The 11,355-nt window shown below is 64.4% G+C and carries 13 protein-coding genes; 3 read left to right on the forward strand and 10 right to left on the reverse strand.

Features of this window, described 5'->3' with window-relative positions; all coding sequences use genetic code 11:
* Positions 1–5: 5 nt before the first annotated feature.
* The 9 genes from bamC to FFS45_RS15810 form a co-directional block, all read right to left on the reverse strand.
* Positions 6–1,142, reverse strand: coding sequence for an outer membrane protein assembly factor BamC (bamC, locus tag FFS45_RS15770; RefSeq protein ID WP_137955577.1), 1,137 nt, complete (start codon positions 1,140–1,142; stop codon positions 6–8).
* 111 nt (positions 1,143–1,253) lie between these two features.
* On the reverse strand, positions 1,254–2,186 hold the full coding sequence (gene dapA, locus FFS45_RS15775; RefSeq protein ID WP_137955578.1) for a 4-hydroxy-tetrahydrodipicolinate synthase: 933 nt from the start codon (positions 2,184–2,186) through the stop codon (positions 1,254–1,256).
* Positions 2,187–2,228: 42 nt separating this feature from the next.
* Positions 2,229–2,885 (reverse strand): class I SAM-dependent methyltransferase, encoded by a 657-nt coding sequence (locus FFS45_RS15780; RefSeq protein ID WP_137955579.1) that lies wholly within the window; start codon positions 2,883–2,885, stop codon positions 2,229–2,231.
* 58 nt (positions 2,886–2,943) lie between these two features.
* Positions 2,944–4,146, reverse strand: coding sequence for a tryptophan--tRNA ligase (locus tag FFS45_RS15785; RefSeq protein ID WP_137955580.1), 1,203 nt, complete (start codon positions 4,144–4,146; stop codon positions 2,944–2,946).
* 4 nt (positions 4,147–4,150) lie between these two features.
* Complete coding sequence (locus FFS45_RS15790; protein WP_137955581.1) at positions 4,151–4,816, reverse strand: site-2 protease family protein; 666 nt, start codon at positions 4,814–4,816, stop codon at positions 4,151–4,153.
* A 107-nt stretch (positions 4,817–4,923) separates the two neighbouring features.
* Positions 4,924–5,559, reverse strand: coding sequence for an L-threonylcarbamoyladenylate synthase (locus FFS45_RS15795; RefSeq protein WP_137955582.1), 636 nt, complete (start codon positions 5,557–5,559; stop codon positions 4,924–4,926).
* An 80-nt stretch (positions 5,560–5,639) separates the two neighbouring features.
* Entirely contained in the window at positions 5,640–6,470 is an 831-nt protein-coding gene (locus FFS45_RS15800; protein ID WP_137955583.1) for a 3',5'-nucleoside bisphosphate phosphatase, read from the reverse strand.
* Between the two features lie 106 nt (positions 6,471–6,576).
* Entirely contained in the window at positions 6,577–7,461 is an 885-nt protein-coding gene (locus FFS45_RS15805) for an alpha/beta hydrolase (RefSeq protein ID WP_137955584.1), read from the reverse strand.
* 121 nt (positions 7,462–7,582) lie between these two features.
* Positions 7,583–8,500, reverse strand: coding sequence for a ferritin-like domain-containing protein (locus FFS45_RS15810; protein ID WP_137955585.1), 918 nt, complete (start codon positions 8,498–8,500; stop codon positions 7,583–7,585).
* A 242-nt stretch (positions 8,501–8,742) separates the two neighbouring features.
* Here FFS45_RS15810 and FFS45_RS15815 point away from each other — a divergent pair, with 242 nt between their 5' ends.
* The 3 genes from FFS45_RS15815 (at position 8,743) to FFS45_RS15825 (ending at position 10,799) form a co-directional block, all read left to right on the forward strand.
* Positions 8,743–9,267, forward strand: coding sequence for a gamma carbonic anhydrase family protein (locus tag FFS45_RS15815; protein WP_137955586.1), 525 nt, complete (start codon positions 8,743–8,745; stop codon positions 9,265–9,267).
* A gap of 67 nt (positions 9,268–9,334) precedes the next feature.
* Positions 9,335–10,285: an Hsp33 family molecular chaperone HslO gene (hslO, locus tag FFS45_RS15820; protein ID WP_137955587.1), complete on the forward strand. Its 951-nt coding sequence runs from the start codon at positions 9,335–9,337 to the stop codon at positions 10,283–10,285.
* 121 nt (positions 10,286–10,406) lie between these two features.
* A complete protein-coding gene (locus tag FFS45_RS15825) occupies positions 10,407–10,799 on the forward strand; it encodes a hypothetical protein (RefSeq protein WP_137955588.1) in 393 nt (130 codons plus the stop codon).
* A gap of 81 nt (positions 10,800–10,880) precedes the next feature.
* Here FFS45_RS15825 and ftsB read toward each other — a convergent pair whose 3' ends face one another.
* On the reverse strand, positions 10,881–11,318 hold the full coding sequence (ftsB, locus tag FFS45_RS15830; protein WP_137955589.1) for a cell division protein FtsB: 438 nt from the start codon (positions 11,316–11,318) through the stop codon (positions 10,881–10,883).
* Positions 11,319–11,355 lie beyond the last annotated feature (37 nt).

The raw sequence follows: 11,355 nt of genomic DNA on the forward strand, positions 1-11,355 counted from the left end.
TCGCCTTAGTTCAGTTGCGCGTGCAGCAGCGAAACGATGTGCTGCGCGTCCGACGAGGTGTCCACCTGACCGTTGGCGTCGACCACCGCCACCTGGGTGAGCGCGTCGCCCTTCGGCCGCACGTTGACGAGGAATTCCTGGGCGGGCTTCTTCGAATTGCCGCTATAGAACAGCTTGCCGAGCAGGCCTTCCTTCTTCAGCTCCTGCATCGTGTCCGCATAGCGCACGTAGTAGATGCCCTTCTCGCGATCACGGTTGTCGACGGCAAAATTCGTACGGTCAAGCGCAAGGCCCACGCGCAGCCAGGCACGGTCGAAGGATTCCTGCAGGTCGAGCGTCGCAGCGCCCGCAGCCATATCCACCGTGACCGGCGCGGTAGCCGGGACAGCATCGGTCAGCAGTTGCTTTGCCTGGGCGTCCGTCAGACCGAACTTCTCCATCAGCTTGGCGAGGAACAGCGCTTCCAGCGCCGGATCGCGCGGACGCTCCACCCAACGCGACGAGGTCTTGTCCTGGCCCGTCAGCATTTCTTCCATCTTGCTGTGGGTGATGGAAATGTCCGTGGCGTCGTTCGGACCGCGCGAGACCAGCGTGCGGAAGCTGTCGCGGGTGCCCGACGAGTAAGCGAAGTCCACCACCTTGCCGATCGTGTTGCGGAACCAGTCGTCCGGAATGTTGGCGCGATTCTCAGCCCAGTCGGTCGACATGATGCCGGTCGTCGGCGCGTCGGTCTTCAGCACGAAGCCGTTGTCCTGCCAGAAGTCCTGCAACTGGGGCCACAACTGTTCGGGCGTGCGGCCATCGACCACCAGCCAGCGATGGTCGCCGTCGCGCTCGATGTGCATGCCGAGCGGGTCTTGCGCGTTGGGCACGCCTTCGGTCGAGTTGCCGGCCGCCGTGACAGCGCGCGTCGGTGCACCACCCAAGGCCAGGTTGGCCGGCGGTGCGACATATTTCTGCTGGGTCGGCGTAGATTGCAGGTCGCTCGGCACGTTCAGCGGCGGTGCAATGGACGTGGCCTTGTAATTGACGCGATCGGAAGCAAACCAGTCGTTCAGCGTGTCACAGCCGGCGAGCGTCACCAGGGCAAGCGCCAGCGCCGCCATGCGGGTTGCGTGGAGGGAAAGTGCGGAACGTTTCATGAGGTCCTTCGTGAAGCTGGAACGCGGTGCCTGGTTCAATGCCGGGAACGCGGGCGATATCGACGTCGGTTAAAAAAATGCCGGTGACGGGCTGCTCTGCACTGAAACGGCTCAGCCGAGCAGACCCGCTTCGCGCAGCGCCGCACGCACCACTTCGTGGTAGCGCGCATCGAGCGGGGTGAGCGGCAGGCGGATTCCGCCTTGCACGCGCCCCAGTTGCTGCAGGGCCCACTTTGCCGGAATCGGGTTCGATTCGATAAAGAGGTTCTTATGCAGCGACAGGAGTTTCAGGTGAATCTCACGCGCGGTTTTCGCGTCGGCCGCGAGAGCAGCCTTGCACAACTCGCTCATGGCGCGCGGCGCAACGTTCGCGGTCACCGAAATATTGCCGTGGCCGCCCAGCAGCATCAAGGCGATCGCAGTCGGATCGTCGCCGCTGTAAATGCCGAAGTGCGCCGGAGCCGACTTGATCAGGTGCGCCGCGCGGTCGACATTGCCCGTCGCTTCCTTCACGCCCACGATGCCCGGCACCTGCGCACAACGCAAAATCGTTTCGTTAGACATATCCGCGACCGTGCGGCCGGGGACGTTGTACAGGATCACCGGCAGATCCACCGTCTCGGCGATCTTGGCGAAATGGCGGTAGATGCCTTCCTGCGTCGGCTTGTTGTAGTACGGCACTACTTGCAGGGTCGCGTCCGCGCCAACCTCTTTGGCCTGCTGCGTCAGCTCAATCGCCTCGGTCGTGGAGTTGCCGCCCGAGCCGGCGATCACCGGAATGCGGCCTGCCGTGTGATCCACAGCGGTCTTGACCATCAGCACGTGCTCTTCGACCGACAACGTAGCCGATTCGCCGCTGGTGCCGACCACGACGAGCGCGTTCGTACCCTCTTCGATATGCCAGTCGATCAGCTTGCGGAACGCCGGCAGGTCGAGGCTGCCGTCTTCGAGCATCGGGGTGATGATGGCCGGAATGCTGCCGCGAATCTGGGGACCGTTACCGTGGATGCCGCCTTGAGTGCCGCTTTGAGTACCGTTAGACATGAAACGCCATGAATTTAATCAGTAAACCGCGATTGTAGCGGATTAGCCAGCCAGTTCGTAACAAGGCGGGGGCGGTACCGGCGTATCTGCCTTTCCGTCTCCCCGTACCTCACCGGAAGCCGGCTCCGCCTCCAGAATTGCGCAGATCCGCTGAACGTAAGCCGGGCGCGGCTGCGCAAGAAAACCATCTTGAAATGCAATCACCCGCAAGCGCAGGCGCACGACGTCGAGCAACTCCCCCGGCTGCAGCAGGAACGCCGGGTTGGACGGCTTGCCGACAGTCTGGTTGCCGTGCGCGAAGGTCTCGTAAATCAGCACGCCGCCTGGCGCAAGTGCCTCGAGCAGACGCGGAAACAACGGCCGATGCAGGTAGTTCGTCACCACCACCGCGGCGAATTTCGCATCGTCGGGCAACGGCCAGGGCGCGCCTTCGAGATCGGCCACGTGCGCCGTAATCTGGGGCTCGTCCCGCATGGTGGAGAGCGCTGCCGCATCGCGATCAAGCGCCGTCACGGGATGGCCATGCGCGGCGAACCAGCGCGCGTGCCGCCCTGCCCCCGCGGCTACATCGAGCACCGCACCGCCGGGCGCCACCAGATGAGTCCAGTGACGCACCCAGCGCGACGGCTCGCCGAGCGTCACGCCGGCCGCGCTGGGAAGCGCGGCGCCGGTAGAAATGGCGGATACGGGTTCGCTCATGGCCTGCGGAAAACGGTGTACACGGTTCGTGTCCCGCGAGTCACGGACAACGACGCCCTCAATTGTACGAGAGGCCCATCGCCTCGCGCACATCGCGCATCGTTTCGGTGGCGAATCTGCGGGCCTTGTCGCAGCCGTCGGCGACGATGGCGCGCAGCAGCGATGGGTCGTCCATGTATTTCTGGGCGCGCTCGAGCATCGGTTGCTGTTCGCGCAGAATGCCTTCGATCACCGGCTGCTTGCACTCGAGACAGCCAATGCCGGCCGAGCGGCAGCCCTTTTGCACCCACTCGTGAGTGGTTTCGTCCGTGTAGACCTGATGCAGTTGCCACACCGGGCACTTGTCCGGATCGCCCGGATCGGTGCGGCGCACGCGCGCCGGGTCGGTCGGCATGGTGCGGACTTTCTTCGTGATGGTTTCCGCGTCTTCCCGCAGGCCGATCGTGTTGCCGTAAGACTTCGACATTTTCTGGCCGTCGAGACCGGGCATGCGCGACGCCTCGGTCAGCATGGCTTGCGGCTCGACCAGGATGATCTTGCGCGAGCCTTCGAGGTAGCCGAACAGGCGCTCGCGGTCGTTCAGCGACAGGCTTTGCGACTCTTGCAGCATCGCGCGGGCCTGTTCGAGCGCTTCGTCGTCGCCTTCCTGCTGGTAGGCGTTGCGCAGCTCGTGATACAGCTTCGAGCGCTTGCCGCCAAGCTTCTTCGCCGCTTCGTTGGCCTTCTCTTCGAAGCCCGGTTCGCGGCCGTACAGGTAGTTGAAGCGCCGGGCAATTTCGCGCGTCATCTCGACGTGCGGCACCTGGTCTTCACCGACCGGCACCAGCGAGCCGCGATACAGCAGGATGTCCGCCGCCATCAGCACCGGATAGCCGAGGAAACCGTAGGTGGACAGGTCCTTGTCCTTCAGCTTCTCCATCTGCTCCTTGTAGGTCGGCACGCGTTCGAGCCAACCGAGAGGCGTGCTCATGCCGAGCAGCAGCGCCAGTTCCGCATGTTCCGGCACCTTGCTCTGGATAAAGAGCGTGGCCTGGGCCGGATCGATGCCCGAGGCGAGCCAGTCGATCAGCACTTCCCAGACGTTCTTTTCGATAACCTCGGGCGTTTCGTAGTGCGTCGTGAGGGCGTGCCAGTCGACCACGCAGAAGAAGCACGGGTATTCGGACTGCAGCCGGACCCAGTTTTTCAGCACACCGTGATAGTGGCCGAGGTGCAGGGAGCCGGTAGGCCGCATGCCGGAGAAAATACGGTCAGGGAACATGGTTTTATTGAAAAAGCGAAACGAGAGGGGTCAGGATGGCGTTGACAGCATCGTAGCCAAGATAGACGAGCGGGTTCAGCCAATAGCGGGTCAGCACGCCTGTCATCACCAGCGCCATCACGATGAAAAAACCATACGGTTCGAGGCGCGACAACGCAATCGCCTGACGCGGCGGCAGCAACGCCGCCAGCACGCGCCCGCCGTCGAGCGGCGGCAGCGGAAACAGATTGATCACACCCAGCACCAGATTGACGAGGATGCCCGCCTGAGCCATGCGCGTGAAGAACGGCTCGTCGACGCCCAGCACTCCCAGTGCGATGCTCACCACGGCCCACGCCAGCGCCTGGACGAAATTGCACATCGGGCCGGCCAGCGCGACCCACAGGCTGCCCCAGCGTGGATTTCGCAGGTTGCCGAAGGCCACCGGCACCGGTTTGGCGTACCCAAACATGAACATGCCCTTGGTGGCGATATACAGCACCAGCGGAATGACAATAGTGCCGATCGGGTCGATATGGCGCATCGGATTGAACGACACGCGACCCAGCGCGTAAGCGGTATTGTCGCCGAGCAGGCGCGCCACGTAGCCATGGGCGGCTTCGTGCAACGTGATGGCGAAAATCACGGGCAACGCGTAGACCGCGATGGTCTGTATCAGGGAAGAGTCCATAACCAGTTATTGTAACAACGCCATTGCCTGCATCTGTCCGCTTTCATCCATACAGGCGTCAGGATGGACTGTCAGGCCGGCCAGCTTGCGCGCACCGGGGCAGACTCTCATGCCGGCTGCTCAAGCCCGAATGGCGCGAGACTGCCGCGCCCTGCGCGCACCAGTACCGGTTCCGGCCCGGTCAGATCGACTACCGTCGACGGCTCGCAGCGGCACGCCCCGCCGTCGATCACCAGATCGACCTGCTTTTCCAGGCGCTCACGGATCTCCTCAGCGTCGTTCAGCGGCTGGGTCTCGCCCGGCATGATCAAGGTGGAGCCGAGCAGCGGCTGGCCCAGTTCCTCGAGAATCGCCAGCGTGATGGCGTGATCCGGCACCCGCAGCCCGATCGTCTTGCGCGACGGATGCGACAGGCGCCGCGGGACCTCCTTGGTCGCCTCGAGCACGAACACGTACGGACCCGGCGTGACCGATTTGATCAAACGGTATTGACGATTGTCGACCATCGCGAAGTTCGCGAGCTCGGACAGATCGCGCACCAGCAGCGACAGCAATTGACGCTCGTCGAGTCCACGAATCCGCCGCAGACGCTCGACCGCGTGCTTGTCGTCGAGGTGGCAGGCGAGCGCATAGCTCGAATCGGTCGGCAGCGCGACCACGCCGCCGTCGTTGATGATCTGCGCGGCCTGCTTGATCAGACGCGGCTGCGGATTATCCGGATGGAGCCGAAAGAATTGGGACATGGTTGTTATCGGGAGAGTCGGAGTGGCCGGGGCCTCTTACTGCAACCGCGGCAAGCGCGCCGCCGCGGCGCGGCCTGCCCTCACAACCAGCGTTCCCAGACGGGCTTCAGGTCGGACGGCAAGGGCGGCAAGCTGCCGAGTTCGACCCGGCCCTCACCCGCTGCATGGAAATCAGAGCCGCGTGAAGCCTCGAAACCGAAGCGGCGCGCGACGTCTGCGTACTCGCGATACTGGTCCGGCGTATGGCTGCCCGTCACCACTTCGATGGCCTTGCCGCCCAGATCGATAAACTCGCCGAACAGCGTATCGAATTCCAGTGGGGTGTAGTCGTAGCGCCCCGGATGGGCGATCACGGCTTCGCCGCCCGCCGCCTGAATCCAGCGGACCGCATCCGCGAGCTTGGACCAGCGGTGCGCGATATAGCCGGGTTTGCCGTCGCCCAGGTAACGCGTGAACACGTCCTGGGTCGATTGCGCGTAGCCGTGTTCCACCATGAAGCGCGCGAAATGCGTGCGCGAGATCATGTCCGGGTTCGACACATACTTCAGCGCGCCCTCGTAGGCGTTCGGCACGCCGAGCGTATCGAGCAGCTCGCCGATCGCCTCGGCACGCGCGGCGCGGCCGTTGCGGGTGCGCGCGAGGCCGTCGATCAGCGTCTGGCAGGTGTCGTCGACATGCAGGCCGACGATATGCACCGTGCGTGCGGCCCACGTCACCGAAATTTCCACCCCGCCCACGTAGCGCATGCCGAGCTCCTTGGCGGCCTGGCGTGCTTCGGCCTGACCGCCCACCTCGTCGTGATCGGTCAATGCCCACAGGGTCACGCCGCCGGCGTGCGCGCGGCGCGCGACGTCGGCTGGCGCAAGCTGGCCATCGGAAACGGTGGAATGACAGTGCAGGTCGGCGTTCATCTGTATTTTGGGAGGGTTCTGGGCTCATTTTACTGCAACGCAGTAAGCCCAGCAGACGATTCGCCAACGCACAACTCTTTGCGAAAAACGCGCTGACCGAAAAATGTTATGCGCAAAATCCCTCGATCAGCGCAGCAACCTGCTCCGGTTGATCGTGATGGACCATATGCCCTGCGTCGTCGATGATCTTTTCGCGCCAGTCGGGAAACGCGTTGAAGCGCGCCTTGAATTCCGCAAGCGGCACTTCGCCGGCAATCTGCGCGAGCGTGGGCGAGCCGGCCGCCTCGACGTGCAGCACCTTGGCGCGCACTTGCGACCAGACCGCCATAATTTCGTCGAGGCGGTACAGGAGCGGGCCACGCACCTTATGGGCCGGGTCGGCGAGCAGCATGAAGCCGCCCTCGCCATCCGGCTTCGACCAGTGTTCGGCCAGAAAGCGCGCACGCTGCGGCGCGAGACGCGGGTTGGTCTTCGTCAGGCGAGCCGCCACCTCGTCGAGCGACGCGTAGGGCCTCAAACGCGGCGGCTCGCGCAACTCGTCGAGCCAAAGGCGCAAACGCTTCGGCGCCTGGCTGGATTTGGCGGCGGCAAGGCCGAAGCCTTCCAGATCCACCACCCGGCGCACCCGCTCGGGGCGTGCCCCGGCGTACAGGCACACTACGTTCGCCCCCATGCTGTGGCCGATCAGGTTCACTTCGCCGCTCGGGGCGTAATGATCGAGCAGCGCATCGAGGTCCGCCACGTAGTCCTGAAACCAATAGCTGCCGCCGCCACGCTCGGCCACCGTCCAGTCGGACAGCCCAAAACCGCGCGCATCCGGAGCGATCACCTGCCAGTCGCCGCCGAGCGCGTCGACCACGAACTGGAACGACGCCGCCACGTCCATCCAGCCGTGCAGCATGAACAGCGCCGGGGCGCCCGGATTGCCCCAGCGCCGCACGTGCAGGCGTACACCGCGCACGGAGATGAAATCGGACTCTGAAGTGTTCATGAGCAGGCAGCGCCTAAAAAAGAATGATCGTTCGATTATAACGAGGTGGGCGGCGGGAAGGCGGCGGCGTGTCTCGAGTGTCAGTTCAGACAACCGCTCGGGCGCCGGACCGTACGCCGGCTCAAACCCCGGGCGGAGGATTCGAGCCGCTATCGTCAGGTCGGCCAGGTCCGCCAGCTCGGCCAGATCCGTCAGATCCGTCAGATCCGTCGAGTCCGGCGAGCGCAGCCAGTTCGGCCTCGTCGAAACCGGCGTCGCGGCGAGCCTCGAAATTGAACGGACCGCGCAATTTCGGCGCGTGATACTGGTCGGCAAGTTGCGTGTAGGTGGTGTGCGGATCGAGACCGCCCTCGTCGCACAGGTAGCGGAACCAGCGGTTACCGATCAGCACATGGCCGATCTCGTCGCGCAGAATCACGTCCAGAATCGCCGCCGAAGCGTGGTCGCCAGCCTGCTGCAGGCGCGCCCGGATCGGCGGCGAGGCGTCGAGGCCGCGCGCCTCCAGCGTGCGCGGCACCAGCGCCATGCGTGCCAGCACGTCGCCGCGCGTGCGTTCGCACATATCCCACAACCCGTCGTGGGCGGGAAAATCGCCGTATGCGTGACCGAACTCGGCGAGCCGTGCGACCAGCAGCGAGAAATGGTGAGCTTCTTCCGCGGCCACCTTCAGCCAGTCGGCGTAGAAAGCCGCAGGCATGCCGCCAAAGCGCCAGACCGCGTCGAGGGCGAGATTGATGGCGTTGAACTCGATATGCGCCAACGCGTGCAGCAGCACCGCACGCCCTTGCGGCGATTGCATGCTGCGGCGGCCGAGCTTGCGCGGCTCCACCAGTGCGGGCCGATCCGGCCGTCCGGGCAGGCCAGCGGGCTCGACGATCGGCGTGGCTGGCAGGTAGGCGGCGTTACCGTCCAGTGCCGTGGCGTACAAAGCGCGCACGGTGGCCGCCTTGGCCAGCGGGTCGCGCTCGCGCAGCGCCTCCAGCGCCTCGGTACGGGCGCAGCGCGTTGAGCAGGATGCAAGAGGAACGGCGGAATTCATCGTGGCGGAACGAGCAAGCAACTGGGGAAAGGGACAAACACCGGGACGGGCGCGCCCCGGAAACACAAGGACAAGAGCAAAGACGGGCGCAAGGACAAACCGCTCAGCTTGCCTGGCGGCGCCTTCGAGCGGCCTATCTACGCAACCGTTTACAATACGCCATTCGACCATACGGCGCGCTGCTCGCGCTGCCGTCACACCCGCCGGCGACGACGCGGCGACCGATCGACCCAGGAGACAGTGTGGCAATCTACAAGCTTGGCGATGCAGCCCCGACCATCCACGAAAGCGTGTTCGTGGCCGATACCGCAACCATCATCGGCAAGGTCACGCTCGAAGAAAATTCGAGCGTCTGGTTTGGCGCCGCAATCCGCGGCGACAACGAGCTGATTTCGGTCGGCGCCGGCAGCAATGTTCAGGAAGGCGCCGTGCTGCATACGGACCCCGGCTATCCGCTGACGATCGAAGCCAACGTCACCATCGGCCATCAGGCCATGCTGCACGGCTGCACCATCAAGGAAGGCGCCCTCGTCGGAATTCAGGCGGTGGTCTTGAATGGTGCGGTGATCGGCCGCAACTGTCTGGTCGGAGCAGGCGCCGTCGTCACCGAGGGCAAGGTATTTCCTGACAATTCGCTGATTCTGGGCGCGCCGGCCAAGGTTGTGCGCGAACTGACGGAAGCCGACATCGCCGGCCTGCGCCGCAACGCGGCCAATTATGCCGAGCGGCGAGCCTATTTCAAGGCGCAACTCGTGCGGATCGGCTGACCAGCCGTTCTCGCGCGGCGCGCGCACGCGTGGCATCACTGCTGCGCCATTCGACCGAGGAAAAGTTGTGAACGACCAGTTGCAAAAATTCATGTTCAGCGCGGCGCCGGTGCGCGGCGAAATCGTTTCGCTGCGCAACACGTGGCAAGAAGTGCTGACGCGCCGCGACTACCCGGCGCCGGTGCGCACGATACTGGGCGAAATGATGGCCGCCTGCGCGCTGCTGTCGGCGAACCTGAAGTTCGACGGCACGCTCATCATGCAGATTTTCGGCGACGGTCCAGTCAAGATGCTGGTGGTGCAATGCAGCTCCGACCTGTCGATGCGAGCCACCGCCAAGTTTTCCGGCGAGGCGGCCAGCACCATCGGCGACGACACCACGCTGATCGAACTCGTCAACGCCAGCGGCCACGGCCGTTGCGTGATCACGCTCGACCCGCGCGTCAAGCAGCCGGGCCAGCAGCCCTACCAGGGGATCGTGCCGCTGTCGGGCGTCGACGGCCCGCTCAACTCGATGTCGGAAGTGCTCGAGCACTATATGCACCACTCCGAACAGCTCGACACGCGTCTGTGGCTCGCCGCCAATACCGAGCGCGCAGTCGGCATGCTGCTGCAGAAGCTGCCCGGCGACGGCGGCATCGTCCCGCATCCAGGCGAGCTCGACGTGGATACCTGGGAGCGCGTCTGCACGCTGGGCAGCACGCTGTCGCAGGACGAACTGCTGAAGGAAGAGCCGGAAACCGTGTTCCGGCGCCTGTTCTGGCAGGAAAATGTGCAGCATTTCGAGCCGGCGCAGGCGCGTTTCGAATGTTCCTGCTCGCGCGAAAAGGTCGGCGCGATGCTGAAAATGCTGGGCCGCGAAGAGGTGGATAGCGTGATCGAAGAACGCGGCCACGTGGAAATTCATTGCGAGTTCTGCAACCAGCGCTACGAGTTCGATCCGGTCGATGTGGCGCAACTTTTTGTCGCCAGCGGGCTCTCAGAAGGAGTCTCTCCCGCTGCTGAGCAGCGGCATTAAAACGCGCCGGACGCGCCCTCTGCAAAGCTGCTCAGGCAGCGCGCCGCGCGATATCGTTGAACATTGGCCGCGCCTGCATTTTCCGGTTTGCTCGGGCATGCGACCGATGGAGGTCAGAAAAATGAACAACCCTACTCCGTTTCCTTTCCTGCACGGGCTTCGCAGCGCCGTCGCACTGTCGCTCGTGGCGGGCAGCGTCATGCTGAGCGGCTGCGTGATGGATCCGCCCGGCCCGTCGCCTATCTACAGCCGGTTGCCGGCCGACCAGTCCGGCCTGCCGAACGGCGCCCGCCCGCTCACTGAGGAAGAACGCCAGCGCTACGACGCCATCGACAAACAGGTGATGGCCGAGCAGAACCAGGCAATCGCCGCCGACAACGCCGCGCAGGCGTGGGCACGCTACTACACGCCGCCGGTGACGGTGTACGGCGGCTACTATGGCGGAGGCTGGGGACCGGGCTGGGGTGGCGGCATCGGTTACGGCTATGCGCCCGGCTGGGGATGGGGCTGGTAATTTGCAGGACGCGGGTCAATCCGGCGTGGAACCGGGCATCCAGCCCAGCATCTAGCCCCTGCGGCCCGAAGGCTATCCGGCTCAATGCGCCGGTTTCTTCTCTTTCGTAGTCTTGTCCTTGCCACTGTGCTTGCGATCCGGCTTCGCACGCGATTCCGGATTCGGCACCACACGCACCGGCGCGGCCGAGACCTCACCGCGCGTCGAAGTAGCCACCGGTGCGTTATTCGGCGCAGGCAACGGCGCATTGGGCGCGACGAACTGCACGAACACTTCGCCGTCCTTGACCATGCCCATCTCGTAACGCGCGCGCTCTTCGACCGCAGCCGTGCCGTTCTGCAGATCCTGCACTTCGCCCGCAATGCGTTCGTTGCGCAGCTTCTCGTCGACGTTCTTCTGCATCTGCTGCGCCAGTTCGCCTTGCAGTTCATGCACGCGCAGCCAGCCGCCATGCCCCCACCAGAGCGGGTACTGGATCAGCGCCAGCAGTACGATCAGGACAGCAGTGACAAGCCGCATGAAGTAAGCACAATAAATACACGCCGCCCTGCGCTAT

It is taken from the genome of Burkholderia sp. 4M9327F10, from assembly GCF_005503145.1.
GTDB lineage: Bacteria > Pseudomonadota > Gammaproteobacteria > Burkholderiales > Burkholderiaceae > Paraburkholderia.

Bases quoted from the DNA above. Each gene is read 5' to 3' on its own strand.
- bamC (WP_137955577.1), bottom strand. From the start codon at position 1,142: ATGAAACGTTCCGCACTTTCCCTCCACGCAACCCGCATGGCGGCGCTG.
- dapA (WP_137955578.1), bottom strand. From the start codon at position 2,186: ATGTCTAACGGTACTCAAAGCGGCACTCAAGGCGGCATCCACGGTAAC.
- FFS45_RS15780 (WP_137955579.1), bottom strand. From the start codon at position 2,885: ATGAGCGAACCCGTATCCGCCATTTCTACCGGCGCCGCGCTTCCCAGC.
- FFS45_RS15785 (WP_137955580.1), bottom strand. From the start codon at position 4,146: ATGTTCCCTGACCGTATTTTCTCCGGCATGCGGCCTACCGGCTCCCTG.
- FFS45_RS15790 (WP_137955581.1), bottom strand. From the start codon at position 4,816: ATGGACTCTTCCCTGATACAGACCATCGCGGTCTACGCGTTGCCCGTG.
- FFS45_RS15795 (WP_137955582.1), bottom strand. From the start codon at position 5,559: ATGTCCCAATTCTTTCGGCTCCATCCGGATAATCCGCAGCCGCGTCTG.
- FFS45_RS15800 (WP_137955583.1), bottom strand. From the start codon at position 6,470: ATGAACGCCGACCTGCACTGTCATTCCACCGTTTCCGATGGCCAGCTT.
- FFS45_RS15805 (WP_137955584.1), bottom strand. From the start codon at position 7,461: ATGAACACTTCAGAGTCCGATTTCATCTCCGTGCGCGGTGTACGCCTG.
- FFS45_RS15810 (WP_137955585.1), bottom strand. From the start codon at position 8,500: ATGAATTCCGCCGTTCCTCTTGCATCCTGCTCAACGCGCTGCGCCCGT.
- FFS45_RS15825 (WP_137955588.1), top strand. From the start codon at position 10,407: ATGAACAACCCTACTCCGTTTCCTTTCCTGCACGGGCTTCGCAGCGCC.
- ftsB (WP_137955589.1), bottom strand. From the start codon at position 11,318: ATGCGGCTTGTCACTGCTGTCCTGATCGTACTGCTGGCGCTGATCCAG.